The sequence below is a fragment of the Rhizobium sp. LARHSG275 genome, assembly GCF_052871115.1.
The window spans coordinates 184,158-210,173 of the sequence record NZ_JBIXJN010000006.1 but is presented as its reverse complement, the minus strand read 5'-3'; the positions used below and the strand labels follow the sequence as shown (position 1 = coordinate 210,173).

The window sequence follows — 26,016 nt, the reverse complement described above, 5'->3', positions numbered from 1 at the left end:
GCAGTCCGAAAACCGATTATACTTTTCGGCATCATACTCTAGCTGCGGCGATCAACCTCCGCCGGAAGTTCATGATAGCCGCCGCGCCAATATAGCAGCGGCCCTATGCCCTGCCGGATTTCCATCGCGCAGACGTGTCCAACCAAAACGGCATGGGAATTGTAGTGGAATGCGGTTTCGAGCTTGCAGTCCAGAACCGTCAGGGCATTTTCAAGGGCCGCCGCGCCGGTCTTGAGGTGATACCATCCCGCATCGCCGTAACGTTCGGCGCCCTTTCGTCCGTCAAGACCGGCAAAGGATTGCGCCACCTGCTGCTGGTCGGCGGCGAGCACGTTGACACAGAAGCAGCCGTACCGCTGCAGCGCCGGCCATGAGGAAGACGCTCGATTGACGCTGACGATGACGGACGGCAACTCCGCCGAAAGCGAGGAGACCGACGTTGCCGTGAAGCCGGTGCGGTGTTGCCCGTCGCCGACCGTAATCACGCTGACGGCACCCGCCAGATGACGCATCGAAAGCTTGAAGTCCGCTTCGCTGATCAAAGCCTCGGCACTCATCGGGCTGGCTCCTTCGTTTTGGCAAAGCGGTTTACAGGCATTGAAAGACCCAGGTTTTCGCGCAAGGTCTTGCCCTCGTATTCCTCGCGGAACAGCCCGCGGCGTCGAAGCTCCGGCAGGACAAGTCGCACGAAGTCGTCGAGGCTGGACGGCAAGGTGGGGAACATCAGGATGAAGCCGTCGGCCGCACGCGTCTCGAACCATTCCTCCATGAAGTCGGCGATCTGGGCCGGCGTGCCTGTCATGCCGTTTCCGGTATGCTTCTCGGCATAGTGCCGGATGAGTTCGCCGACGGTGTGACCGCTTTTGACGAAATCGACCAGCTCGTCGAACAGGGCGCGTGATCCCTTGGGCGCCGCCGGCAGCCGATCCATGGGGAAAGGCTTGTCGAGAGCGACATCGCGCAGGTCCGCCTCGAGGAATTCGGAGAGCATCAGCCGGCCGACATCCGGATGCATCTTGTCGATCAGGTAATCCACCTTCGCCTTTGCCTCGGCTTCGGTTTCACCGACGTTGATCACGATACCCGGCATGATTTTCAGGTCGTCCGGATCGCGCCCATGGGCCGGCATCCGGCGCTTGACGTTTTCGTAAAAGGCCCGGTTCCGGTCGATATTCGATGCGAGGCTGAAGACGATCTCGGCCGTGCGCGCCGCCATCTCCATTCCGGGTTCCGAACCGCCCGCCTGGGCAATGACCGGGCGGCCCTGCGGCGTCCGCGCGATGTTGAGCGGCCCGCGAACCTGGAAGTGTTTACCTTTGTGATTGAGCGTGTGGTGCTTGTCCTTGTCGTAGTAGACACCGCTTTCACGGTCGAGCAGCAGTGCGCCTTCCTCGAAGCTGTCCCACAGACCGAATACGACGTCGACGAACTCGTTGCCGCGCTCGTAACGCAGCGCATGCGGGTCGAGCCCTTCGCGATTGAAATTGTAGCCGGTTTCGTCGTGGTCGGACGTGACGACATTCCAGCAGACGCGGCCCTTGCTCAGATGGTCGATCGAGGCGAACAGACGCGCCACATTGTATGGCTCGTAATAACTTGTCGACACCGTCGCCACCAGACCGAGATCATTGGTGGTGACCGCCAGAGCCGAAAGCAGCGAGAGGGGTTCGAAACGGTTCATCTTGGTCGGAATGCGGGCAAGCGCTTTCGGATCGCCGACGGCAGCGGCAGGAGAATCCGCCATGAACATGAAATCGAATTTGGCCGCCTCGGATCGTTTGGCGACATCGAGCAGATGAGCGAAGTCGTTGGCGCCATTGACATCGCTTGCCGGATGCAGCCAGGAGGCAGGGTGAAATCCGAAAGTATAGACGAAAGTCCCGAGTTTCATCTTGTCGGTTCGCGCCATCGAGCTCTCCTGCTATGTCGGCCAGGCCGCCAACGGTGGAGGGCGACTGCGCAAATTATCGCCAGGCGCAAATTTTCATCAATATCGCGCAGCTGAGTTCCGTTTTAGTTTTTCTAAACGATTGGCCTGGGCGCCGACGCAACGGCCTGCTGGCGGGAAATAGCAATGAGCCAATCGCGAAATTCGTGTCCGTGGGGCTTCTGCAAGGCCGCACGGTCCCAAGCGAGAAAATAGCTTTCACGCAGCGCAATGCGCATATCGACGGGAATGACCAGCGTTTGTGCCGCAAGCTCATCTGATATCATCGACATCTGCGCCAGAACGATGCCGCGCTTGTTGACGGCGGCGTCAATTGCACTGCTCGACAGGGTGAAGGAGAGACCGGGCGTCGACGCATTGAGGGAGACGCCGGCCTTGGCGGCAAACTCTGCCCAGCTGGGGTAGGGGGTGAAGTGCCGTTCCCACTCGACATGAAGGAGGGGCTGTTCGAAAAGATCGCGGGCCGCATGCGCACGATCCTGCATCAGTGCCGGCGAACAGGCGGGTACCACCCAATCGCGGAACAGTTCGGTATAATGTTCGTGCTGCAGCACGTCAGACCCGTAGCTCACGCGGAAATCGACATCATCGAAGCCGATCCGAGGCTCCTTGTCGCGTCCGATAATCCTCACTGGAACTTCGGGATGAAGCGCCTGCCAGTCGAAGATCCGCCTGCCGATCCATTTGTTGACGACGGAGGAAAGCGCACTGAGCACCAGCGTCGTCTCGTTGCGCGCCTTTTCCAACAGTTGTCCGGCGAGCGCAAATTGCTCGAACCCCTTCGATATCTCCTGATGGTAGAGCCGGCCCCAGGCGGTCAGCTCGACGGTTCGCCCGCTGCGCTCCATAAGCGAAATTCCAAGAAAGCTCTCGATTTTGCGAACTTGCTGGCTGATGGCGCCGGGCGACACCTTGAGCTCCAGGGCTGCGGCCATCACGCCGCCGCAGCGCCCCACCGCCTCGAACGCCTGCAAACTTTTCAGCGGGATCGCCTTAAGGCGCTCATCGGACACTTGCAGAACCTCCCGTGATTGGCGTCGAACTCAATTTGTTGCCGGATGAAACGTGCCCGCAAACTGGAACCGGTCGCCGGGATGGGTAAACTCGACATAGGTCACCGTACGTCCGTTCTGCCAGGTCTGGCGAATGAGGCTGAGGCAGGCCTCGCCGCGTTCCGTCTGCAGGATCCGCGCCGTCGCGGTGTCGGCCGAAACGGCGCGAATGACATGTTTGGCCTTGGACCACGGAACCTCGTCAAGCAGCCATTTGCCGGGCGGAATTGAAGCAAAACTCTCCTCTCTCGCCCGTGGAACGGCATCGAGCATGATGATCCGCCGCTCGATGGCATTTGGTCTGCCGTCGACAATATGCAGGCATTGAAGCCTGAGAACTTCCGCATCGGCAGGCTCTGACAGCTGCTGCGCCTCCGCCTCTCCAAGGCGCTCGATCTTGCGGGCGAGGATTTCGAAGCGGTGTTCGTGCCCGGCCAGTTCCGCTTCGGTGCTGATATCCTGGATATCCATTACCGTGCGGTCGATCTGAGGCGAGGCGACAAACGAACCTGTCTTGCGCCGTCTGATGATCATGCCGCGCTCCGCGAGCGCCGACAGCGCCTTGCTGACGGTCATCCGCGAGCACCGATATTTCGCCGCGAGTTCGTGCTCGACGGGAATGCGGTCGCCGGGCCGCCAATCACCGCTGATGATCTTCGTCTCGACATCGGTGAAAATACGCTGATAAATCGACACCAAGCCCGCACCTCATCCGGCGTCAGCGACCATGAATACGGAACGGCCATGCCAGCGAGATCGACGCCATCCGGCACAAATTTTGCGTTCCTCGTCTTTTACATTTGACACTCTAGGCCAGCCTATATCTATTTGTATAGTCAAAAGCGGAGCATAGAAATCCGCGCAGAGGAAATCGAAGTCGGGAACCAAAACTCCTCCGCCGGGGGAATAAAAACTGGAGAGATGATGATGAAGGCACATTCACTGCTGAAGGGTCTGGTCGGCGCTGCGTTCCTGTTCGGAGCAGCCGTTTCCGCCCATGCAGCCGACACGCTGGCAGCCGTCAAGGCAGCCGGCACCCTCAAGGTTGGCACCGAAACGGCTTTCGCACCGTTCGACTATATCGACGCCGGTGAACACACCGGTTTGAACGTCGACCTCTTTGCCGAGATCGGCAAGGAACTTGGCGTCAAGATCGAGTGGGTGGCGCTTCCCTGGGACGGTGTTTTCCCGGCGCTTGAGGCCGGCAAGTTCGATGTCGTGGCAGGTCCTGCAACGATCACCAAGAAGCGCATGGAGCGCTATCGTTTCACGCCGCCGATCGCCGAAGCGACGATTGCCATCCTGAAGAAGGCCGGTGACACGACGATCAGCAAGCCGGAAGATATTGCCGGCAAGACGATCGGTGTCGGCAAGGCAACCGCCCAGCTCGACCAGCTGAAGGAATTCTCCGGCACGCTGCCGACCAAGGTCGACGTGCGCGAATATCCGGCCTTTACCGAGTCTTACGCTGATCTCGCCGCCGGCCGCATTGCCGGCGTCGCCAACTCGCTGCCGAATATCGCCTTCGTCGCCAGCCAGCGAAAAGGCACGTTCGAAGTTGTTCTGCCGCCATTCGGCAAGAAGTCCTATTTCGGCTTCATCGGTCTCAAGGATGCCGACCATGCTCCCCTGATGGATGCGATCGATGCGGCGATGCTCAAGATCAAGGCAGACGGGCGTATGGCAGAGCTGCAGAAGAAGTGGTTCGGTGCATCTTTCGATACGCCGGACGCCGTCAAGGACCCGGCATTCTGATTAGCCGCCGGTGAAACGAACGCGCCCCGCCAGCGGTCGGGGCGCAATCTGCCGTGGCATCAGAGTTCACGGCCGCAGCGCCCAGGCAAACATCGCCCATGTCCATCAAGCTTTTCGAACTGCTTCTGCAAGCCTCGATCTACACGGTGACGATCAGCGTGGTTTCTATCCTGATCGGCTTTGCGATCGCCATCGTTATTTCCGCCATGCTGCTGTCGCAGCAATGGCTTTTGGTGCTGCCGGCGAAGATTTTCATCAGTTTCTTTCGTGGCGTACCGCTGCTGGTGCAACTGCTGCTGATCTATAACCTGCTGCCGGCGATCGACATCAACGTGCCGAGCATCGTTGCGGCGATCGTTGGTCTGTCGCTGTGTACTGCAGCCTACCAGGCTGAAAATCTGCGCGGCGGTTTTTCCAGCGTTCCCACGGGCCTTGTCGAGTCTGGCGAAATGGTCGGCATGACACCCGTCCAGATCTTCCGCCGCATCAAGGCGCCGATCGCCCTGCGCCTGACCTTTCCAGCACTCGTGAACGAAGCGATCCTTATCCTGAAAGCGTCTTCGCTGGTCTCGGTCGTCGGTGTCATCGAGCTGACGCGCATGGCCCAGGACCTTGCCGGCAGTACCTTCCTGCCGCTTGAGATTTTCGCTTCCGCCGGTCTGATCTATTTCGTCATCAATTGGATCGTTGCCCTTGCGGGCGGTCTGATCGAACGCTCCCTGCCGGGGGTGCCGCGATGATCTTCGACATCAATGTGATTGTCAGCAACTTGCCCGACATCCTCAGCGGCGCATGGCTCACCATCATCATCTGGATCGTCACCACGCCGGCCGCTGCCGCGCTCGGATTCCTTGTCGCCGTCGCCAGACGTTTTGGCGGCGTCATCCTCGACAAGGCGTTCGGCATGGTCATCGCGGTGCTGCGCGGCACGCCGTTCCTGATTCAGGTATTCCTCGCCTACTACGGCGGCCCCTTCGTCGGATTGTCGCTCGATCCGATCCCGGCCGGCGTCATCGGCCTTTCCATCTACGGGGCGGCTTATTTCAGCGAGATCTTCCGTTCGGGCTTTGCCGCCGTCCCGAAGGGACATATCGAGGCCGGGATATGCGTTGGCCTGACACAAGGGCAGATCGTCCGGCGCATATTGCTGCCGGAGATGACCATGCTGGTGCTGCCGCCTTCGGTCAATATGACGATCATCCTGATGAAGGAGACGGCCGTGCTGTCGATTATCACCGTGCCGGAGTTGACGGCGACGCTGAGTGCGATCGGTTCGCAACAATATGCTTTCGTCGAGGCGCTGTTCATGCTTGCGCTGTTTTATTGGGTACTGGTCGAAATCACCGGCTGGCTCGGTCATCTCGTCGAAGCGAAACTCACCAGATTCAGGTTTTTCAACATATGAGCATTCCTGCGATCGCAGTCAAAAATCTCGTCAAGACCTTCGGCGGCTCCACCGTGCTGCACGGCATCGACCTCGATATCGTGCAGGGACAGGTTTCCTGCGTCATCGGCCCGTCGGGTTCCGGCAAGAGTACGCTGCTACGCTGCATGGCCTTTCTCGAGGAATCGACGAAGGGAACGATCACAGTCAACGGCGAGGTGCTTGGCTTTGCGGAAAACGCCAAGGGCATCCGTGAGCGGATACCAGCGGCGGCGAACAGGCAAATTCGATCGCAGATCGGCATGGTTTTTCAGCAGTTCAATCTCTGGCCGCATATGACGGCGCTCGGCAATGTCAGCGAAGCGCTGAAGACGGTTCACAGGATGAGCCGCAGGGATGCAGAGGAGCGGGCCATGGCCCAGCTCGTCAAGGTCGGCCTCGAGGCCAGGGCAGGGCACTATCCGTCGCAGCTCTCGGGAGGGCAGCAGCAGCGCGTTGCCATCGCCCGGGCGCTTGCCCTCAACCCGAAGATCATGCTGTTCGACGAGCCGACGTCGTCACTCGATCCCGAGCTGACCGGCGAAGTGCTGAACGTCATGCGCGATCTCGCCGCCGAGGGCATGACGATGGTCGTCGTCTCCCACGAGATCGGATTTGCCGCAACGGTCGGCCAGCAGATCGTCTTTCTCGATCACGGCAAGGTGCTGTTTACCGGCCCCCCGCAGGACGTCTTCAAGCGGCCGAGAAATCCCCGGCTCGAGCAATTTCTGGATACCTATATCGATCGCGGCGCCTCGATGCTGCTGTGAAGTTCATGTCCTTTCGGATCGTCGGGCAGACCTTCAAGGCCAGCGTCGGGTTCAGGAAATTTCGTCTTCGAATATTTTCACTGGCCGGTCCCACTGGATGAGCACGACACAGCCGGTCTCGCTCCAGACCGAATGTTCGCTGCCCGGCGCATTGACGATATAACTGCCGCTGATGTAATCGCCGGTCTCGTCGGATTGAACGCCATCGAGCACCAGGATGGTCTCGAGCCCCTCGTGGCGATGGCGGGGAACGGAGGCGCCGGGCTCATATTTCAACAGCGCCACGCCCGGCTGATCGCCCTCGAAAGGGCGGATCCAGTGAATGGTGACGGCATCGCGGAAAGGGCCGAATTCCAACGCCTTCCAGCCGCCTGACGTCAGGCGTTCGCGGGTCGTTTCAGGCATGGGCGATGCTTTCCAGAATGTCGTCGACATGGGCGGTCCACCCGACGATCGCGCCCTGGGCGCGGATCATGGCGATGGCGGCGGCTTTGAATTCGGGGAAATAACTTTCCGTCGCCTCCTCGGCGAGCAGGCATTCATAGCCGCGGTCGTTTGCTTCGCGCATCGTCGTCTGCACGCAGACTTCGGTAGTGACACCGGCAAAGACGAGCTGTTTGATACCCTTCCGCTGCAACACGGTGCCGAGGTCGGTCGCGTAGAAGGCGCCCTTGCCGGGTTTTTCGATGACGGTTTCGCCCCTCACAGGAGCGAGTTCGGGAAGAATTGCTGTGCCGGGTTCGCCCGAGATCAGGATACGGCCCATCGGGCCTTCGTCGCCGATCCTGAGCGCAGGATTGCCGCGGTCGCGTTTGGCCGGCGGCAGGTCGGAGAGATCAGGCCGGTGGCACTCCATCGTATGGATCACAGGCAGGCCGGCATTGCGGAAGCCTTGGATGAGGCGTTTGACATCGGGCACGATCCTGGTGATGCGGCTGACATCATTGCCGAGGCTGGCGCCGAAGCCGCCCGGCTCGGCGAAATCGCGCTGCATGTCGATGACGATGAGGGCGAGCTCGGCGTGCTTCACCGGAAAGGCGAAAGGTTCGGCTTTGATCTCAGCCATCAGTGATGCCCCGCCATGTGGGCGCCGATCACGCCGATATCGGCCGAGAGCGCCGGTGTCTCGTAAACCAGCTTGCCTTCCGAAATGACCATGATGCGGTCGGACATCTCGAGCAGTTCGTCGAGGTCTTCCGAGAGCAGCAGCACGGCGGCACCCAAATTGCGGGCCTTCATGATGCGGGCGCGGATTTCCGCAACGGCGGAGAAATCGAGGCCGAAACAGGGGTTCGAGACGATCAGCAAATCGACATCGCCGGTCAGTTCGCGGGCGAGCACGGCCCGCTGCACATTGCCGCCCGAAAGCGCTGCGATCGGCGAGGAGGAAGAGGCCGTCTTGACCTTGAAGTCGGAGATCAGCGCCGACGCGCGCTTCTTCATGCTGCCCTTGTTCAGCCAGACCGCGTCCGTGCCGTCCGGCTTCAAGTCGAAGGTGCGGAACGCAAGGTTCTCGCTCACGGTCATCTTCGGCGCGCACGCATTCTGCAACGGCTCTTCGGGAATGAAACGCACCCTGTTCTTGCGGGTCTCGTCACGGGTGGCGCCGTAAGTCTCCCCATTGACCATGACCTGGCCGCTATCGGTCGGGCGCTGGCCGGCCAGAATTTCCGCCAGTTCCTTCTGGCCGTTACCCGATATGCCGGCGACGCCGACGATCTCGCCGGAGCGGACCGTAAGCGCGTCGATCTCGATCGTCTTCAGGCCGGAGCGATCCGGAGCTTTCACCTGGCTTACAGTGAGCACGGATTTGGCCGCTTCCGCCACCGGCAGACGGCTGTCGAGCTCGGCGAGCTTGACGTCGCCGATCATCATCGCCGCCATCTCGGCGGTGGAGAGCTCGCCGACCTTGCCGGTGCCGACCAGCTTGCCGCGCCGCAGGATCGAGCAGGCATCAGCGAACTTCGTCACCTCGTGGAACTTGTGGGAGATCATCAGCACGGTGAGTTCGCCGCGCTCGGTCATCCCGCGGACAATGCCGAGCATCTCATCGGCTTCGGCCGGCGTCAGCACCGAGGTCGGCTCGTCGAGCACGAGGAAGGAACGACCGAGATAGAGCTGCTTGACGATTTCGAGCTTCTGTTTTTCGCCGGCGGCAAGCTCGCTCACCGGCCTGTCGAGCGGGATCTTGAATGGCATGCGTTCCATGAACCCCGCCAGATCCTTGCGTTCCCTGGCCCAGTTGATCACCGCGGGTACTTCGGTACGGCTGATGACCAGGTTTTCCGCACCGGTCAGAGAGGGAACCAAAGTGAAATGCTGGTAGACCATGCCGAGCCCATACGCCGCGGCATCCTTTGGTGAGGCGACCGCCACCTCGCGGCCGTCGACCGACAACGAGCCTGACGTTGCGTGATAGAAGCCCATGATGCATTTGACGAGTGTCGACTTGCCGGCGCCGTTTTCGCCGAGAAGCGCGTGAAAAGACCCGGCCGGAACGGCGATCGAGACGTTGTCGAGCGCGGTGAAGCTGCCGAAACGCATGGTCATATCGAGCGTCTCGATGCCGACGGCCTTGCCGGCTTGCGGAAGGGGCGTGTCGCGGACTGTGCTCACTTCATTGCTCCTTTTCGACGATGATGGCGACGGGACCGCCGCCGGACGGACCCTGGTGTTCGGCGCCGCCGGACACATAGAGATCGGTAATGCCGAAGATGCCGGCGAGAACGCCGCCGACGAAGGCACGGGCATGGCGGGTGCCTGCAATATCCGAGTCATCGAGCATCGTGTGGCGCCTGCCGCCGATCCTGCCGGAAGGGTCCGGCTCGGCCTTGGCGAGAACCGCTGCCAGCCGGCTGTTTTCCGGCAGGCGTTCGCGGGCTTGCCTGACGGAATGCGCGTCGATCGCATCCCGCATGACCGCGTGGTCGATCGACAGCGGACCGGACCATTTTGCGCTCATGCCGAGGACGATGACTTCGTGATCGGTGAGTTCGACCCCGGACGAGGTTGAGGCGCAGCGGGAAAAGAGATCGAAACGTGTGCAGATGTCGGCATCGTTGATCGATGTCGCATCTATCTCGCCGAGTGCCACGGCGACGCCGAGAGCCGAAGCGCCGCGCGAGAGGCCCATGGATTTCAGCGTGTCGTGGGTTGCGACCGTCCTGCCTGCTGCCTCGGCCTCGGCAATCCGGCGCGAGGTGAGCAGCGGACACTTAATCTGCACGAAATGGGCATCGGCGGGATCATCGATGCCGGCATCCCTCATCGCGGACTTCACGCCTTCGGCAACGAGCAGGATCTGTTCCCGGCGCCCGAGATGTTCGGGGGGCAGCGCGGGGGTACGCGACACACCAATGGCCAGCGCCCGTTCGCCCGGGGTTTCTACGGTTTCACGCGCAAAAACCGTCCAATGCGGCGAGAGCGCACCCTCGGTGCCGCCGGACATGATGATCGAGACGCCGTCGACGCCATATCTACTGAACAATGCCTCGAAGCTGCGGGTGGCATAGCCGCGGGTAAAATCATTGACGCAGCCGTTGCCTTCCGTCTTGCCGAGAACGGCGACGATGTTGTTCGCCTGAACGCCGCTGGCAAAGAGCGCCTCGACGCCGGCAACGTCATCGGGGCCGTCGGCTGGCACGCGAAAGACATGGGCACGCAATGACGGCATCAGGGTAGCGCCTCGACTAGAGCCGCGGAATTGGAGACCGAGCCGAAGACGCCGCCCTGCATCTTCACCATCTTGATGGCGGCGAGGTGGTTTCCGTAGTCGGTTGCACCACAGCAGTCTTCCAGCAGCAGGCATTCGTAGCCGCGGTCGTTCGCCTCGCGCATCGTCGTCGAGACGCAGACATCGGTGGTGATGCCTGTGAGGATAATGTTTTCGATGCGCTTCTGGTTGAGGATGAGTTCGAGGTCGGTAGCGCAGAACGAACCCTTGCCGGGCTTGTCGATGATCGTCTCGCCTTCGATCGGATAGAGCTCGGGGATGATGTCCCAGCCGGGTTCGCCGCGCGTCAGGATGCGGCCGCAGGGGCCGGGATCGCCGATGCCGGCACCGATCCGCTGCGAGCGCCAGCGTTTGTTGGCCGGCAGATCGGCGAGATCGGGGCGGTGGCCCTCGCGGGTGTGGATAATGTGGTAACCCTTGGCCCGCATGGCGGCCAGCACGCGCTTGATCGGTTCGATCGGCGCCTGCACCAGTGACAGGTCGTAGCCCATATGGTCGACATAGCCGCCCTTGCCGCAGAAATCGGTCTGCATGTCGATGATGATGAGGGCGGTGTTATCAGGCCTCAGAGCGCCGTTATAGGGCCACGGATACGGATCGGCGTCGATAAAATGCCCTTTGGTTTCGACCATCGCGTCCATCATTCTCTCTCCTATTCCGCGGCAGGTTTGAGGTGTTCGCCGTAGCGACGCATCGGCTTGTCAAATCCGCAGGACGTGCCGTCCTTGACCTTTACCTCGTCTTCCCATGGCAGGCGGTATTTGCCGGCGACAAGGCCGTGCATGTAGGTGTAGGGCGCATCCTTTGCGCCGCCGGCAACGGCGACATAGCCGCGATGGCCGAACTGGTAGATATTGTTCTCCACGCCCCAGCCGAGTCTGGCCTCGCGCACCAGGTCAGGACGCACCTCGGCGGTGATGATCTCGTTGACGCGGCCGGAGGTGCCGTGAGCGATGATCGTGCCGTCGAAATTGCAGATCATGCCTTCGCCCATCGAATCGAACGTGCCGTCCGAGCCGCACATGCAGACATTGGCGGTAACCATCAGGTTGCAGAAGGCGTTGGCCTGGTTGGTGAAGCGCCAGGCGTCGCGGATCGGCGCGGTGTAGCCGGCGGTGCGGATCATGATCTCCGCGCCCTTATAGGCGCATTCGCGCGCCATCTCCGGAAACATGCCGTCATGGCAGATGATCAGTGCGAGCTTGGCGCCCCTGGGGCCATCGATGACAGGGATGCCAAAGTCGCCGGGCTCCCACGGCTCGACGGGGATCCAGGGATGCATCTTGCGGTAATAGAGCTTCACCTCGCCCTGATCGTCGATGACGATGCCGGAATTGTAGGGCATGCCGCCGGGGTTGAGCTCCATGATCGAGAAGCAGCCCCAGATTCGGTTGTCGCTGCAGGCCTGCTTGAACGCCGCGACCTCCGGCCCGTCGAGCGTGCACATGATCTGCGGATTGATGTCCATGGAAAGGCCGTGCAGCGCGTATTCGGGAAAAACGACAAGGTCCATGCCCGGCTGGTTGCGCCGCGCCTTGGCCACCAGATCGACGATCACCTGCGTCTGTTTTGCCAAATCCGCTTTGGTGATGGTCACCGGCAGCTGGAGCTGAACGAGGCCGATGCCGACGCCGTGTTCGGATTTGTTGAGACCACCAAGTCCGTTCATCGGCAAGCTCCGTTATTTCGTCAGCGACAGCGCGCCCGGCGCACCGGCGAGCGAGCGGGTGGGCGAGGAGGTGGCGATCAGGATGACGAGGGTGAGCACGTAAGGCGCTGCATAAAAAAGGTAGTAGCCTTGTGTGACGCCGACCGATTGCAGCGCGGGGCCGAGCGCGCCGGCACCGCCGAAAAGCAGGGCAGCGAGGAAGCAGCCGATCGGGTTCCAGCGGGCGAAGATGACGAGGGCCACGGCCATCAGGCCCTGGCCCGACGAAATGCCTTCGTTCCAGGAGCCCGGATAGTAGAGCGAGAGATAGGCGCCGCCGATTGCCGCCAGCGAGCCGCCGGCGGCCGTCGCCAGCAGGCGAACCCGGTCCGGATGGATGCCCATCGCCCGGGCCGCGTCGGTGCTGTCGCCGACGACGCGCAGAATCAGGCCGATCCTTGTATTCTTGAAGGCCCAGAACAGAAAGAGCGCAAGGGCCGCGCCGATGAAGAACAGCACGTTGATATTGAGCGCCGCCTGAATCTGCGGACTGCTCGACCAGCCGCCGAGCGCGATCGAGGGCAGTTTCGGGGCCACCGGTTGGATGAAGGATTTGCCGAGGAAAAACGCCATACCGAGACCGAACTGCATCATAGCGATGCCGATGGCGATGTCGTTGACCTTCGGGAACTTGCAGATCCAGCCATGGATCAGCCCGAAGATCGAGCCTGCCACCATTGCGGCGAGCACGCCGAGGGTCGGCGAGCCGGTCATGACAGCCACCGCATAGGCCGTCATGGCGCCGAAGACGAGCGTGCCTTCCAGGCCGAGATTGATGCGACCGGAACGTTCGGTGATGGTCTCGCCGAGGCTGACGAAGATGAAGGGGGTGGAAACGCGGATGGCGCCCGCGAAGATTGCCAGCGGCACGCCCCAGATGCCGATGCCTGTCTCTTCCATCAGAGGCTCCTTTTCCAGAGGTCGGGATTGAAGATCTTGAAGCGGCCGTAGAAGGTCTCGCAGAACAGAATGACGATGAAGAGCGTGCCCTGCAGCACCAGAACCGTCGCATCCGGCAGGCCCATGCGCCGCTGGATGAGGCCGCCCGAGGCGTCGATGCCGCCGAGCAGGATCGCCACCGGAATGATCGCCAGCGGATTGTGCCTGGCGAGGAAGGCGACGAGGATGCCGGTATAACCGTAGCCGGCTGCAAGCGAGGCATTGGCACTTCCCTGCACCGCCGCCACTTCGATCATGCCCGCCAGACCGGCAAAACTGCCGGCAAGCGCGGTAAATCCGGCGATCAGCTTGCCGACCGGCAGTCCCTGGATCTGGGCGGCGCGCACGTTGCCGCCAGCGATGCGGGCGGCAAAACCGTAGCTCGTGGCCTCGATCACAATCCAGGAGACCACACAGGCGAGGATGCCGATGACGAGGCCCCAATGTACGTCCATGCCGGGAATATTGCCGAGCATGTATTCCGCCGGCAGTGGCCTGGTCGACGGCTTGTTGAGACTTGCCGGATCGCGCAGCAGCCCTTCGACGAACTGGTTCATCAGGGCAATGGCTATATAGGAGAGCAGCAGCGACGAGATGGTTTCGTTGACGCCGCGATAGTGGCGCAGAAAACCGGCAAGGCCAATCCAGATGCCGCCGACCACCATGGCGGCGATCGCCATCAGAATGAGGGTGAGGAAGACAGGCGCAGTGCCGGCGAGCGGCAGAGCCATGGCCGCGGCAGCAACGCCGCCCAGCACGACCGCTCCTTCCCCGCCGATGATGACGAGGCCGAGACGGGCGGGCAGGGCGACGCAGAGTGCCGTCAGGAGAAGGGGTGCGGCACGACTTAAGCTGTTCTGCACCGAAAACCAGCTGCCAAAGCCGCCGGTGTACATCAGTTGGAAGAGAGTGGCCGGCGACTTGCCGACCGCCAGGATGAAGAGGGAGAAGAGCGCAAGACCGATCAGAATGGCCGTGAGGCCGATGACAACAGGCTCGGCCCGCCGCGCGATCCATTCGAGGACGGGGCGCAAGGAAGCCGGTTTTTCCGCGATGACTATTGCGGGATCATTGGCCTCGATGGTCATGGCGCTTCTCCCTTCGCGGTTTACGCCGTGGACCCGACAACGCCCTCGACCAGATAATTCATGCTTTCGAGCTCGATCGCGTCTTCGGCGTAGCTCTTGCCGGCAGCCACGACGGTGTCGCCCTTGTTGTCCTTCAACGGTCCCTTGAAGACCGAAAAGCCGCCCTTCATCATCTCGGCCTGCGTGGCTTCGAAGGCCTTGCGGCCCTCCGCGGACACACCGGGACCGAGCGCGCTCATCTTCACGAAGCCGTCCTTCAGGCCGCCACGCACGAAGTTGCCGAGCTTTTCGCCGGCCTGCGCCTTCTTGACGAAGTCGCCGTAGACGTTGCCCCAGGCCCATTCGGCGCCGGTGAGGTATTTTTCGGGCGCAAGCGGGCTCTGGTTGGCGTGATAGCCGCAGACGAAGGCGCCGCGGCCGGCAGCCGTCTCGACGACCACTTTGGGGCTGTCGACGTGGCAGGTGATGACGTCGGCGCCTTGGTCGACCAGCGCATTGGTGGCTTCGGCCTCCTTGACGGCGAGCGACCATTCGCCGGTGAAGATCACCTGGCAGGTGATGCCAGGATCGACTGTGCGCGCGCCAAGCAGGAAGGCGTTGATATTCTGCAGAACCTGCGGGATCGGCTTGGCGGCGACGAAGCCGATCTTCTTGCTCTTCGTCGCATGGCCGGCGGCAACGCCGTTCAGATACTGGCCCTGGAAGATATAGCCGAAATAGGAGCCCGTGTTGGCCGGGTTCTTGCCTTCCTGCCAGAGGCCGCCGCAGTGGCGGAACTGGATGTCGGGATGTTTGCCGGCCACGGCCAGCATGTGCGGGTCGAAGTAGCCGAAGGAGGTCGGAAAGAGCAGGGTCGCGCCATCCAGGTTGATCATGGATTCCATCGTCTTCTGGACGTCGACGGTCTCCGGCACGTTCTCTTCTTCGACCAGCGTTACACCAGGCATCGCCTTGATGACGGCCGCACCTTCGGCATGCGCCTGGTTGTAGCCATAGTCGTCCTTCGGGCCGACATAGATGAAGCCGACGGTCAGCGCGGTTTGGGCAGCGGCGGAGGAGGCGATCAGGCCCGGCATGGCGCCGGCAAGCGCACCGGCAGCAGAAGCCTGGAGAAAATTGCGGCGGTTCATGGAAAGGAGTTTGGTCATCGGAAATGCTCCTTGCGGCGCTGGGCCGGTTGTGAACGGGTACGGAAAAGTGCATGCAATGCATGTGCCAGAAATTAATCTGTTGTTTTTTATAGTTTATCCGTTACCGCAAGATTTGCATGTTGCAAAGTGCATACAGATTGATCGAATTCTTGCGTAAAAAGTAATCAATAGATATTTCTTGTTCATTGTGACTGCGTAGTTGGCACAACGTCGAGTTACCCGAGGTATCTCCTGCATCAGAAAGTGAACATTTAACAATATCTTCGCCGCCCGATTTGACTTATCCAGTCTCGAACGTCATCTGTATGCAGAGTGTTGATGTGAGCAGATTCGTATCGTGAAGCAGCCCAGGCGCAGAGAAGTGATCCGCACCGGAACCACCGTCGAACAGATGGTGCGGGCGATTGCCGACATGATCGTCACAGGTGAAATGCTGCCAGGCGCGAAGTTGGACGAGGTATCGCTCGCGGTTCGTTTCGACGTTTCGCGCACCCCGGTGCGCGAGGCTCTGCGTGAGTTGGGCGCCATGGGATTGGTCGCGCGCGAGCCAAACCGCAGTGCCGTCGTGACCAATGTCACCGAAGCCTATCTGCATTCGATGTTCGAAGCGATGGCGGAACTCGAAGCAATCTGTGCCAGGCTCTCGGCCGAGCGTATGACGGTCGACGAGCGGCGTGCGCTGGAGCTGGAGCATCGCGGATCGATGAGACTCGTGCATGCCGGCGCCGAAGAAGAATATTCGGCTCACAACACCGAATTCCACACCCGGCTTTATCGTGGCGCGCATAATGATCATGTCTTCGAGATGGTCACTCAGACACGGGCGCGGCTCGCGCCCTTTCGGCGGGCGCAGTTCCGCCTGCCCGGGCGTCTGGCAAAATCCTATGAGGAGCACGGCCGGATCGTCACCGCGATCATGCGCGCGGACGCCGCCGCCGCGGGGCAGGCGGCATATTCCCATGTGGAAATTGTCAGCGATGCCAGCGCGGTATTTGCAACGCCTGGGGAGTAAAGAGGGCGCGAAAACCACAGCCGGCAAACGCCGAAGTAATGTCCCGGTCTCTACTCCGCCGCTTCGATGAAACGGTGGCGTTCGTAGAGGAACTTCAGCACAGCTTCACGGCATTTGAGATATGTCCGGTCGGATGCGAGTTCGATGCGATGGCGGGGACGGGGCATAGTTACGTCGAGCACTTCGCCGATGCGGGCTGCCGGGCCGTTGGTCATCATCACGATGCGATCGGACAGCAGCACCGCCTCATCGACATCATGGGTGATCATCACCATCGTGTTGCCAAGCCGGGCGTGGATTTCCATCACCGCGTCCTGCAGATGGGCGCGGGTCAGTGCATCGAGCGCGCCGAAGGGTTCGTCGAGCAGCAGGATCTTCGGCTCCATTGCAAGCGCGCGCGCGATGCCGACGCGCTGTTTCATGCCGCCTGAAATTTCCGAAGGCCGCTTATCCCTCGCATGCGCCATCTGCACGAGGTCGAGGTTGGCCATGACCCACGCATGCCGCTCGGCCTTGGTCTTCGTTCGGCTGAAGAGTTTGGAGACGGCGAGATTGACGTTTTCGTAGACGGTCAGCCAGGGCAGCAGCGAGTGGTTCTGGAAGACGACGGCACGCTCCGGACCGGGTCCGTTGACCTCACGGTTTTCAAGCAGCACGGCGCCCGCCGAAACCGGGGTCAGGCCGGCGATGAGGTTGAGCAGGGTGGACTTGCCGCAGCCCGAATGGCCGATGATCGAGACGAATTCGCCCGCGGAAATCGTCAGGTTGATGTCCTTCAGGACCTCGGCGCGCACGCCGCCCCGATCGAAATGTTTGTCGATATGATCAAGCTTCAGATAGGCGTTCATAGGTGCGTTCCTCAGTTGGCCATGGCGCCGCGGGTGATCAGTTTGCCGAGTGCTGCCACCAGCTTGTCCAGGGCGAAGCCGACGATGCCGATGTAGGCGAGCGCGACGATGATGTCCGGAAGGCGTGACGAGTTCCATGCGTCCCAGATGAAAAAGCCGATGCCGACGCCACCGGTCAGCATTTCGGCCGCGACGATGGCGAGCCAGGAGAGGCCGACGCCGATCCTGAGGCCGGTGAAGATGTAAGGCGCTGCCGAAGGCAGCATGATCTTCCAGAAAAACTCGAACTGGTTGAGGCGCAGCACCTCGGCGACATTGCGGTAATCCTGCGGGATATTGCGGACGCCGACGGCGGTGTTGATGATCACCGGCCAGATCGACGTGATGAAGATCACGAAGATCGCCGAGGGGTTGGAATCCTGGAAGGCTGCGAGCGACAGCGGCAGCCAGGCGAGCGGCGGAACCGTACGCAGCACCTGGAAGATCGGATCGAGGCCACGCATCGCCCAGACCGACTGGCCGATGATCGCACCGATGATGACACCAGTGACTGCTGCAAGCCCAAAGCCATAGAGAACGCGCTGCAGCGAAATGAGCACGCGCCAGCCGAGCCCGATATCCTGGGAGCCGTAGTTGAAAAACGGATAGGCGATCAGGTCATAGCTATCCTGCCAGACCCGATGCGGCGAGGGCAAAGACGCGTCCGCCGATGAACAGAGCACCTGCCAGACGAGCAGGATGAGTGCCAGCACGACGATTGGCGGAACGACATTGCGAAGGGCGGTCAGTGCCGCTCGACGAAAATCGATCCGCGATCCATGCTTGCCGGAAAACGGCAGAACCTTTGCCGCCAGCTTGGCAGAGGCGGCCGTGGAGGGGTTTTCTTTATTGGCCAGGGCGGACATCAACGTGCTCCTCACGTGCATGAAAGGCCGGCGCGCCGGAGCGCGCCGGAGCGGATCACGAGACAGCCTTGATCGAAAGGCTGTCGAGATAGGCCGAGGGATTTTCCGGATCGAAGACTTTGCCGTCGAAGAAAGTCTCCTTGCCGCGAGAAGACGATGCGGGGATATCGGCCGCCGCGACGCCGAGATCCTTGGCGGCCTCACGCCAGATATCTTCGCGGTTCACCTGGTTGACCAGCGCCTTGATGTCGGTGCTCGCCGGCAGATTTCCCCAGCGGATGTTTTCCGTCATGAACCAGGTATCGTGGCTCTTGAACGGGTAGGAGGCGCCGTCCTTCCAGAATTTCATATAGAGGTCGGTGGCTTTGACATCGCGGCCATCGCCATAATTGATGTCGCCCTTGAGGCGGCCGAGTACGTCCTTCGTCGGAACGTTGAACCATTGGCGCTTGCCGAGAATGTCAGCCATCTCCGCCTTGTTATCCATGCTTTCGCACCACTGCTGAGCCTCCATGACGGCCATCAGCAGGGCCCTGGCAGCATTGGGATTCTTTTCGATCCAGTCGGCGCGCAGTCCGAGCGCCTTTTCAGGATGACCCTTCCAGAGCTCGCCGGTGGTGGCTGCGGTAAAGCCGATGCCCTGGTTGACGAGCTGCTCGTTCCACGGTTCGCCCACACAGAAGACGTCCATGTTGCCGACCTTCATGTTGGCAACCATCTGCGGCGGCGGCACGACGATGGTCGAAACGTCCTTGTTCGGATCGATACCGCCGGCGGCGAGCCAGTAACGGATCCAGAGGTCATGGGTGCCGCCCGGGAAGGTCATGGCGGCCTTGATCTCCTTCCCCTCCGCCTTCTTTTTCTCGAATGCGGCCTTCAGCTTGGAGGAATCGAGCTGCACGCCGGTGTCGGCATATTCCTTGGCGACGGAAATACCCTGGCTGTCGAGGTTGAGCCGGGCGAGGATTGCCATCGGCACCGGTTTATTGTTCTGCGTCACCTTGCCGGTATGCATGAGATAGGGGAGCGGCGACAGGATATGCGCACCGTCGATGCCGTTTGCCGCGCCGCCCAGCACGAGATTGTCGCGGGTCGCACCCCAGGAGGCCTGTTTGGCCACATCCGTTTCCGGAAGGCCATGCTTGTCGAAAAAGCCCTTTTCCTTGGCGATGATCAGCGGCGCGGAATCCGTGAGCGCGATAAAGCCGAGCTTGACGCCTGTCACTTCAGGGCCTGCTCCGGCTGCGAAGGCGCCGGACGGAAAGGCCGTCTTGACAGCGCCGATGAGGGCGGCCGCTGCGGTCGTCTTGAGCATGCTGCGGCGGGTCATGCCGGTTGTAAAAATCCCAGTCTGCAAATTCTTTGTCATGCGCAGGTTCCCTCTGCTGGCTGAATTTGGACACAAAAAAACGCCGCCGGAAATTGCGTCCAGGGGATGGGAGAATCCCGGAGCAAAAACCTTGCGACGTCGGTGTCTATTGTAGGCGCTTATGCCGCGCCTATCCGCGCCGGTCGCCATTGACCGATGCGTCTTAGGACCTGCAAACAGCGTGCCAATTCCAGAGGAAATGGTAACGGCATGAAGCAAAAGGAGAAATACGAAGAATTGACGAATGCCTATTTCTTAGGCTTTGTTATTTTCTGCTTCTGTTTTGTGCGACTGCTAAGTAATCGCGGCCATGAGAGCGTTCTATTTGTGCAGTGCACGCAATATGGCAGTAGCGACCACGCAGACCGCAGAGTGGATTCTACGCGCCTTATTCTGTCGGGAATGCCAGCCGGAAAGCTCAAGAGGGGAAGGTCAATGCGTGGCGATTGCCTCGCCGTCATCTCATTCATTGCAGCAAAGAGACGAGGCCGTAGAACGCTGCAGATATTGCTGCAGCCGCCGGCATCGTGACGATCCAGGCTATCACGATGTTGCCGGCCAATCCCCAGCGCACGGCTGAGACACGACGAGCCGCGCCCACTCCAACGATTGCTCCGGTGATGGTATGCGTTGTCGAAACCGGAATACCGAGCCAGGTCGCTCCGAAGAGCGTCAACGCTCCGCCGGTCTCTGCGCAGAAACCTTGCATGGGATTGAGCCGGGTGATCTTCGACCCCATGGTATGAACGATCCGCCATCCGCCGAAGAGCGTACCGAGAGCCATTGCCGATTGGCAGGAAATGACCACCCAGAACGGCACGTAGAATGTCGGGCCGAGATATCCTTGGCTGAACAAGAGCACCGCGATGATGCCCATCGTCTTCTGCGCATCGTTGCCGCCGTGGCCAAGCGAATAAAGCGAAGCGGATACGAACTGCATGGTGCGAAATGTGCGATCCACGGCAAACGGCGTTTGCCGGACGAATAGCCAGGAGACGGCGAGCACCAGCACCAGGGCAAGCAGAAAGCCGATGGCTGGCGACAGGAAAATAGCACCGACGGTCTTTAGAAGTCCGTTCCAGACGATCGAGCTGAAGCCGACCTTTGCCAGACCGGCCCCCACCAGCCCACCGACAAGCGCATGCGACGAGCTCGATGGAATTCCGAAGATCCAGGTCAGAATATTCCAGATGATCGCGCCCATCAGTGCGGCGAAGATCACTTGGGGCGAAACGATCGCCGGATCGATGATGCCGGTCCCTAGTGTTTCGGCCACATGCAGGCCGAAGAACAGGAATGCGATGAAATTGAAGAACGCCGCCCAGACGACCGCATATTGTGGCCGCAGGACGCGGGTCGAGACGATCGTGGCGATCGAATTGGCCGCGTCATGCAGACCATTGAGAAAATCGAAGAACAGGGCGACGACGACCAGGCCGACCAGCAGCGGCAGAGCGAGCGAGGCATCCATTAGACGTTCTCGATGAGAATGCCGCTGATTTCGTTGGCGACATCCTCGAAGCGGTCGACGACTTTCTCCAGCTCTCCGTAGATTTCGCTTCCGATCAAGTAGGCCATCGCATTGCCGCCGGCGCCATGGCGCATAAACAGATCCTTCAAACCCTGGTCGTGGAGTTCATCGGAACGTCCCTCCACTCGGGTGACCTCCTCCGCGATGGCCGCCAGACGCTGCGCATTGGCTCCCAATCTGTCGAGGAGGGGTATCGCTTCCGCAACAAGGTTTGCCGCCTTGACGATTTCACCGCCCATCTCCTGTATCAGCGGATCGAAGCTCGTTTGCTCGAACAAGCGGATCGTCTTGACTGTCTTGTGCATCATGTCGATCGCATCATCCATCGACTGAATGAGGTCCTTGATGTCACCGCGGTCGAAGGGCGTGATGAAGCTTCGTCGAACGGCAAGAAGAACATCGCGCGTGACGTCGTCCGCCTCGTTTTCCAATGCGACGATACGTTCGCAGTTTTTCTGAACGTCATTGCCCTTCAGGAGTTGATCGAGGGCGTGCGCCGCGGCAACGACAGTCTTCGAGTGTTTGGAAAACATTTCAAAGAATCTGTCTTCCCGTGGCATCAGCTTGCGAAAAATGCTCATCATGCCTGCGAACCTTCCTCGTGCGGCCGATTGTCATAAAACTGTCATAAACACGCTCAGGCAATTGAAGCAACAATCAAATTCGGTAGCTCAATCAATATGACGCCTAGCAAAAAGGGCAGGAAGCCTCGACTGGACAAGTCCCAGCCACTGCTGCGGCAGCTCGCTGCTGTTCCTGAAATGCTGTTCGCCGGTGCATTCCGCCAACAATATGGCGCACTTTGCTTCCGCCACGGCGGTGCCGGATCCGACATCGAAATCCTGGTGATCACGTCTCGCGAGAGCGCACGCTGGGTCATCCCGAAAGGTTGGCCGATGAAAGGGAAAAAGCCTTTCGAAGCAGCAGCAATCGAGGCCTGGGAGGAGGCAGGCGTGCGCGGAGTGGTGAAGAAGAAGCCGGTCGGCCGCTATACCTATCTCAAAGAACTCGACAATGGCGATGTGGTGCCCTGTATCGTCGACATGTTTCAGATGGAAGTCACGGACATCAGCGGCGATTTCAAGGAGCGGGGTCTGCGTATTCTCGAATGGGTGAGCCCGGATGAAGCAGCAAGACGCGTTCGCGAGATCGAACTCAAGTCGCTGCTCGTCCAATTTGAGGCGCGCGACCGCAAGAAACGCGATCACGGCTGACCACGGGCTTTTTCGCCGACGTTGCAGCGCCGCGTGTCTTTATCGCTCGAACGGTTCGCCAAGCGATGCCACGCCGTTCAGTTTCAGCAGACGACGGTCGGCGGAGATGATGCCGAGCACGATGATCGTGACGAGATATGGCAGGCTCGAGAGCAATTGTGAGGGAACGTCCAGTCCGGTTGCCTGGGCTGCAAGCCCCATCAGCGAGACCGCGCCGAAGAGGCAAGCGCCGAGGAAGATACGGCCGGTGAGCCACGTCCCGAAGACGACGAGGGCGATGGCGATCCAGCCGCGCCCGGCGATCATCCCGTCGGCCCAGAGCGGGGTGTAGACCACCGACGCGTAGGCGCCGGCGAAGCCGGCCATCGCACCGCCGAAGGCGATGGCAAGGACGCGGACTGAAATTACCGAATAGCCGATGGCGTGTGCGGCCTTCGGGTTCTCGCCGACGGCGCGGACGATGAGGCCAAGCTTGGTGTAGGCAAATATCGCCCACAGAGCGAGGGTCGCGGCGAGTGAAATCCAGACGACGATATCCTGGACGAAAAGGCCGCCGATAACCGGCAATTCCGAAAGCCCGGGAAGGGCGAGCTTCGGAAGTCCCCTGACCGTGAGGCTCTCATAGGTCTTGCCGAAAAGGGCGGAAAGGCCTTGGCCGAGAATGCCGATGGCAAGGCCCGCCGCCACCTGGTTTGCCCGAAATCCGAGCGTGACGAAGGCAAAGAGCAGAGAAAGGACAGCGCTGCCGAGCCCGGCTGCGACGAAACCCAGGAGATGTCCGCCACCCTGGTAGACGATGATGAAGGCGAGCACGGCACCGAAGGCCATCAATCCCTCGACCCCGAGGTTGAGGACGCCGGCGCGCTCGGCCACCAGCTCGCCGAGGGCTGCGAGAAGAAACGGTGTCGCAGCCGCAAGCATGCCGGCAAGAATGAACTCGATGGCGTTCATGACGGGCTCCGGTGGGCGGCGCGGCGCCATTCAAGGCGATAGCGCACGAAGGCGACGGCGATCAGATAGGCGAGCAGCAGGCTGCCCTGGAAAACACGGACGGCGGCGATCGGCAAGTTGGCCGAGACCATGGCATTGTCGCCGCCGATATAGATGACCGCCATGACCAGCCCCGAGATCACGATGCCGATCGGATGCAGGCCGCCGAGATAGGCGACGATGATGGCCGCGTAGCCATAGCCGCTCGCGACCGAACGCTGCAGCTGGCCGAGCGGACCGGCGACTTCGGCAGCCCCTGCAAGGCCGGCTGCAAAGCCGCCGATCAGCAGCGAAAGCCAGATCGCCCAACCTTCCCTGAAGCCGGCATAGCCGGCAGCCCGCGGCGCCAGACCGCCGACCTGCAGCTTGTAACCGATGAAGCTCCTCTGCATGAAGACCCAGGCCGCAACCGACAAAGCCAGCGTGATGAGGAACGAGACATTGACGCGGGTACCGGCAATCAGGGTCGGCACCATCGCATCGTACTGAAACATCACCGACTGGGGGAAATTGAAGCCGTTCGGATCCTTCCAGGGGCCGAGCAACAGATAGTTCAGCAGCTGCGCCGCAACGAGGCTCAGCATCAACGAAACGAGGATCTCGTTGGCGTTAAGGCGCACGCGCCAGAAGGCGGTGAGAGAAGCCCAAAGTGCGCCGCCGATGGCGCCGAGCAGCAGCATCGCCGGCCAGATCCACTGGCCCGTCGCCTGAGGAAACCAGACCGGAATGGCAGAGGCGAAGATCGCGCCGAGTATGAACTGGCCCTCGGCGCCGATGTTGAAGACCTTGGCGCGAAAGCCGATCGCCAGCCCCTGTGCAATCAGAAGGAGCGGTCCGGCCTTTAAAAGCACCTCCGAAAACGAGGCCCAGGAAAGGAAGGGCTCGAAAAGCATCGCATAAACGACCGCGACAGGGTCGCGACCCATCAAGATGTATAGGCCGAGGTTGAGCGCGATCGCTATGACAAGTGCCATGGCGGGCGCGAGCAAGGTCGCGGCAAGCGAAGCGCGCTCCCGGCGGACCAGGGTGGGAACGAAAGCAAGGGACCAAGGACTCATCACTGGACTTTCTCAGGCGAGGCTTGTGCCCCGATCATGTATCGGCCGATCTCCTCGGGCTTCGTGTCCCGTGTCGCGAGCGGCGGGCTGAGCCGGCCGTGATGCAGCACCTGGATGGAATCGCAGAGCTCGAACAGTTCTTCCAGTTCCTCGGAAATGACGAGGATCGCCATGCCCTGATTGCGCAATGCGACCAGACGGCTGCGGATGGCGGATGCGGCGCCGATATCGACGCCCCAGGTCGGCTGCGCCACGAAAAGCAATTTCGGAGACAGCATGATTTCGCGGCCAACGATGAACTTCTGCAGATTGCCGCCCGATAGAGTGCCGGCTTCCGCATCCGAGCCTGAAGTGCGGACATCGTACTGACGGATGCAATCCTTGGTGAACGCCAACGCCCGCGCTCTGTCGACGAGACCGTGCCGCAAAAGCTTGAGCGGATGGGCCGTCAGCAGGCTGTTGAGGGCGAGTGACATTTCGGGGACGGCGCCGCGTCCGAGCCGGTCTTCCGGAACGAAGGCAAATCCGAGCGTCCGCCGCGCGGCGGCATCGAGCCTGCCGACATCCATCCCCATCATGTAGATCCGGTCGCGTTGGTCGCGTCCCAGCACCGTTTCGCCTGAAATCAACGCGGCAAGTTCGCTTTGGCCGTTGCCCGAAATACCGGCGATCCCGAGGATTTCGCCGGCACGCACTTCAAGGCTGATGCCGGAGAGCGGCACGGCAAAGGGATCGTCTGGCTGATAGTCCAAACCGATGATCTCCAGCCGCTTTTCACCGCCGGATAGCGGCAGCGCCGAGATGGGAGCGGGCATATCGCGGCCGATCATCATGCGGGCAAGGTCATGGGCATCATGGTCACGCGGGTCGACATCCCCGGTCACCCGTCCGCCGCGCAGGATCGTCGCCCGATCGCAGATCGCCCGGATTTCCTCGAGCTTGTGGGAGATCAACAGGATGGAAACGCCGCCGTCGCGCAGCCGACGCAGCGTGTCGAAGAGCTTCTCCACCAGTTGCGGCGGCAGGACGGAGGTCGGCTCGTCGAGGATCAAAAGCTTCGGATTGGTCATCAGGCTTCGGACGATCTCCACCCGTTGCCGCTCGCCGACGGACAGCGCGTGCACATGGGCGAGCGGGTCGACATCAAGGCCGAACTCCCGTCCAAGCGTGCGAATGCGGTCCTTGAGCTCAGCCTTGCGACCCGGCACGACCAGCCGAATATTCTCCAGGACGGTCAGGGTCTCGAACAGAGAGAAATGCTGGAAGACCATGCCGATGCCTTGGCGCCTCGCCTCGGCAGGGGAGGCGAGGTGCAAGGGTTCTCCTTCCCAGACGACGTCTCCGTCGTCCGGTTGCTCGACGCCGTAGATCAGCTTCATCAGCGTCGATTTTCCCGCCCCGTTTTCGCCGAGGATCGCATGGATCGATTGCGGCGCCACGTCCAGATCGATTGCCTGATTGGCATGGATCTGGCCGTAGCTCTTCGAAATGCCGCGCAGCGACAGAAGCGGGGTCGTCATCA

Annotated in this window: 27 protein-coding genes; 6 read left to right on the top strand and 21 right to left on the bottom strand. The window is 61.1% G+C overall.

The genetic code is table 11. From position 1 onward, the window contains the following. Positions 1–38: 38 nt before the first annotated feature. The 4 genes from ACIPSK_RS09800 to ACIPSK_RS09785 all read right to left on the bottom strand — a co-directional run bounded on the left by ACIPSK_RS09800 (position 39) and on the right by ACIPSK_RS09785 (position 3,699). Positions 39–557: a flavin reductase family protein gene (locus ACIPSK_RS09800; RefSeq protein ID WP_162117570.1), complete on the bottom strand. Its 519-nt coding sequence runs from the start codon at positions 555–557 to the stop codon at positions 39–41. Next, positions 554–1,909, bottom strand: a complete 1,356-nt coding sequence (locus ACIPSK_RS09795; RefSeq protein ID WP_162117569.1) for an LLM class flavin-dependent oxidoreductase — start codon at positions 1,907–1,909, stop codon at positions 554–556. The genes ACIPSK_RS09800 and ACIPSK_RS09795 overlap by 4 nt, the downstream gene beginning before the upstream one ends. A 113-nt stretch (positions 1,910–2,022) precedes the next feature. Then, the gene (locus tag ACIPSK_RS09790; protein WP_162117568.1) at positions 2,023–2,961 is read right to left on the bottom strand and encodes a LysR substrate-binding domain-containing protein; all 939 of its coding nucleotides are present in this window, start codon (positions 2,959–2,961) and stop codon (positions 2,023–2,025) included. 30 nt (positions 2,962–2,991) lie between these two features. Next, positions 2,992–3,699 carry a UTRA domain-containing protein gene (locus tag ACIPSK_RS09785; protein WP_162117567.1) on the bottom strand — a complete coding sequence of 236 codons (708 nt, stop codon included), beginning with the start codon at positions 3,697–3,699 and terminating at the stop codon, positions 2,992–2,994. A gap of 228 nt (positions 3,700–3,927) precedes the next feature. Here ACIPSK_RS09785 and ACIPSK_RS09780 point away from each other — a divergent pair, with 228 nt between their 5' ends. The 4 genes from ACIPSK_RS09780 (at position 3,928) to ACIPSK_RS09765 (ending at position 6,948) form a co-directional block, all read left to right on the top strand. Beyond that, entirely contained in the window at positions 3,928–4,755 is an 828-nt protein-coding gene (locus tag ACIPSK_RS09780; protein ID WP_162117566.1) for a transporter substrate-binding domain-containing protein, read from the top strand. 98 nt (positions 4,756–4,853) lie between these two features. Continuing rightward, positions 4,854–5,495: an amino acid ABC transporter permease gene (locus ACIPSK_RS09775; protein WP_162117565.1), complete on the top strand. Its 642-nt coding sequence runs from the start codon at positions 4,854–4,856 to the stop codon at positions 5,493–5,495. Next, the gene (locus ACIPSK_RS09770; protein WP_162117564.1) at positions 5,492–6,160 is read left to right on the top strand and encodes an amino acid ABC transporter permease; all 669 of its coding nucleotides are present in this window, start codon (positions 5,492–5,494) and stop codon (positions 6,158–6,160) included. The genes ACIPSK_RS09775 and ACIPSK_RS09770 overlap by 4 nt, the downstream gene beginning before the upstream one ends. Further along, positions 6,157–6,948 carry an amino acid ABC transporter ATP-binding protein gene (locus ACIPSK_RS09765; protein ID WP_162117563.1) on the top strand — a complete coding sequence of 264 codons (792 nt, stop codon included), beginning with the start codon at positions 6,157–6,159 and terminating at the stop codon, positions 6,946–6,948. Before ACIPSK_RS09770 ends, ACIPSK_RS09765 begins: the two co-directional genes overlap by 4 nt. A 51-nt stretch (positions 6,949–6,999) precedes the next feature. On the opposite strand, the gene ACIPSK_RS09760 is transcribed toward ACIPSK_RS09765, so the two are convergent. The 9 genes from ACIPSK_RS09760 to ACIPSK_RS09720 are packed head-to-tail and all read right to left on the bottom strand — an operon-like array spanning position 7,000 to position 15,564. After that, complete coding sequence (locus ACIPSK_RS09760; RefSeq protein ID WP_162117562.1) at positions 7,000–7,353, bottom strand: cupin domain-containing protein; 354 nt, start codon at positions 7,351–7,353, stop codon at positions 7,000–7,002. After that, a complete protein-coding gene (locus tag ACIPSK_RS09755) occupies positions 7,346–8,014 on the bottom strand; it encodes a cysteine hydrolase family protein (RefSeq protein WP_162117561.1) in 669 nt (222 codons plus the stop codon). The genes ACIPSK_RS09760 and ACIPSK_RS09755 overlap by 8 nt, the downstream gene beginning before the upstream one ends. Continuing rightward, positions 8,014–9,564: an ATP-binding cassette domain-containing protein gene (locus tag ACIPSK_RS09750; RefSeq protein WP_162117560.1), complete on the bottom strand. Its 1,551-nt coding sequence runs from the start codon at positions 9,562–9,564 to the stop codon at positions 8,014–8,016. Before ACIPSK_RS09750 ends, ACIPSK_RS09755 begins: the two co-directional genes overlap by 1 nt. Before the next feature lies 1 nt (position 9,565). After that, the gene (atzD, locus tag ACIPSK_RS09745) at positions 9,566–10,621 is read right to left on the bottom strand and encodes a cyanuric acid amidohydrolase (RefSeq protein ID WP_162117559.1); all 1,056 of its coding nucleotides are present in this window, start codon (positions 10,619–10,621) and stop codon (positions 9,566–9,568) included. Continuing rightward, positions 10,621–11,322, bottom strand: coding sequence for a biuret amidohydrolase (gene biuH, locus ACIPSK_RS09740; protein WP_047620486.1), 702 nt, complete (start codon positions 11,320–11,322; stop codon positions 10,621–10,623). Before biuH ends, atzD begins: the two co-directional genes overlap by 1 nt. A gap of 11 nt (positions 11,323–11,333) precedes the next feature. Then, on the bottom strand, positions 11,334–12,350 hold the full coding sequence (locus ACIPSK_RS09735) for a formamidase (RefSeq protein ID WP_162117558.1): 1,017 nt from the start codon (positions 12,348–12,350) through the stop codon (positions 11,334–11,336). Positions 12,351–12,362: 12 nt separating this feature from the next. Further along, positions 12,363–13,289: an ABC transporter permease gene (locus ACIPSK_RS09730; RefSeq protein WP_162117557.1), complete on the bottom strand. Its 927-nt coding sequence runs from the start codon at positions 13,287–13,289 to the stop codon at positions 12,363–12,365. Then, entirely contained in the window at positions 13,289–14,416 is a 1,128-nt protein-coding gene (locus ACIPSK_RS09725) for an ABC transporter permease (protein WP_162117556.1), read from the bottom strand. The genes ACIPSK_RS09730 and ACIPSK_RS09725 overlap by 1 nt, the downstream gene beginning before the upstream one ends. A gap of 20 nt (positions 14,417–14,436) precedes the next feature. Next, positions 14,437–15,564, bottom strand: a complete 1,128-nt coding sequence (locus tag ACIPSK_RS09720) for a BMP family ABC transporter substrate-binding protein (RefSeq protein ID WP_162117555.1) — start codon at positions 15,562–15,564, stop codon at positions 14,437–14,439. Positions 15,565–15,904: 340 nt separating this feature from the next. Between ACIPSK_RS09720 and ACIPSK_RS09715 the strand changes: the two genes are divergently transcribed. Further along, the gene (locus tag ACIPSK_RS09715; RefSeq protein WP_017968632.1) at positions 15,905–16,579 is read left to right on the top strand and encodes a GntR family transcriptional regulator; all 675 of its coding nucleotides are present in this window, start codon (positions 15,905–15,907) and stop codon (positions 16,577–16,579) included. A gap of 50 nt (positions 16,580–16,629) precedes the next feature. On the opposite strand, the gene ACIPSK_RS09710 is transcribed toward ACIPSK_RS09715, so the two are convergent. The 5 genes from ACIPSK_RS09710 to ACIPSK_RS09690 all read right to left on the bottom strand — a co-directional run bounded on the left by ACIPSK_RS09710 (position 16,630) and on the right by ACIPSK_RS09690 (position 21,816). Then, positions 16,630–17,427 (bottom strand): ABC transporter ATP-binding protein, encoded by a 798-nt coding sequence (locus ACIPSK_RS09710; protein ID WP_017968631.1) that lies wholly within the window; start codon positions 17,425–17,427, stop codon positions 16,630–16,632. An 11-nt stretch (positions 17,428–17,438) separates the two neighbouring features. Next, positions 17,439–18,332 carry a nitrate ABC transporter permease gene (ntrB, locus tag ACIPSK_RS09705; RefSeq protein WP_162117554.1) on the bottom strand — a complete coding sequence of 298 codons (894 nt, stop codon included), beginning with the start codon at positions 18,330–18,332 and terminating at the stop codon, positions 17,439–17,441. Between the two features lie 55 nt (positions 18,333–18,387). After that, complete coding sequence (locus ACIPSK_RS09700; protein ID WP_162117553.1) at positions 18,388–19,701, bottom strand: CmpA/NrtA family ABC transporter substrate-binding protein; 1,314 nt, start codon at positions 19,699–19,701, stop codon at positions 18,388–18,390. Positions 19,702–20,167: 466 nt separating this feature from the next. After that, positions 20,168–21,172, bottom strand: coding sequence for an inorganic phosphate transporter (locus ACIPSK_RS09695; protein WP_162117552.1), 1,005 nt, complete (start codon positions 21,170–21,172; stop codon positions 20,168–20,170). Next, on the bottom strand, positions 21,172–21,816 hold the full coding sequence (locus ACIPSK_RS09690) for a DUF47 domain-containing protein (RefSeq protein WP_162117551.1): 645 nt from the start codon (positions 21,814–21,816) through the stop codon (positions 21,172–21,174). Before ACIPSK_RS09690 ends, ACIPSK_RS09695 begins: the two co-directional genes overlap by 1 nt. A 96-nt stretch (positions 21,817–21,912) precedes the next feature. On the opposite strand from ACIPSK_RS09690, the gene ACIPSK_RS09685 reads away from it, so the two are divergent. After that, positions 21,913–22,446 (top strand): NUDIX hydrolase, encoded by a 534-nt coding sequence (locus tag ACIPSK_RS09685; RefSeq protein ID WP_162117550.1) that lies wholly within the window; start codon positions 21,913–21,915, stop codon positions 22,444–22,446. Between the two features lie 39 nt (positions 22,447–22,485). On the opposite strand, the gene ACIPSK_RS09680 is transcribed toward ACIPSK_RS09685, so the two are convergent. From ACIPSK_RS09680 to ACIPSK_RS09670, 3 genes are read right to left on the bottom strand one after another with little or no spacing between them, the layout of a single operon-like run. Beyond that, positions 22,486–23,397, bottom strand: a complete 912-nt coding sequence (locus tag ACIPSK_RS09680) for an ABC transporter permease (RefSeq protein ID WP_162117549.1) — start codon at positions 23,395–23,397, stop codon at positions 22,486–22,488. Then, complete coding sequence (locus ACIPSK_RS09675) at positions 23,394–24,494, bottom strand: ABC transporter permease (protein ID WP_162117548.1); 1,101 nt, start codon at positions 24,492–24,494, stop codon at positions 23,394–23,396. Before ACIPSK_RS09675 ends, ACIPSK_RS09680 begins: the two co-directional genes overlap by 4 nt. Continuing rightward, positions 24,494–26,014: an ABC transporter ATP-binding protein gene (locus ACIPSK_RS09670; RefSeq protein ID WP_162117547.1), complete on the bottom strand. Its 1,521-nt coding sequence runs from the start codon at positions 26,012–26,014 to the stop codon at positions 24,494–24,496. Before ACIPSK_RS09670 ends, ACIPSK_RS09675 begins: the two co-directional genes overlap by 1 nt. Positions 26,015–26,016 lie beyond the last annotated feature (2 nt).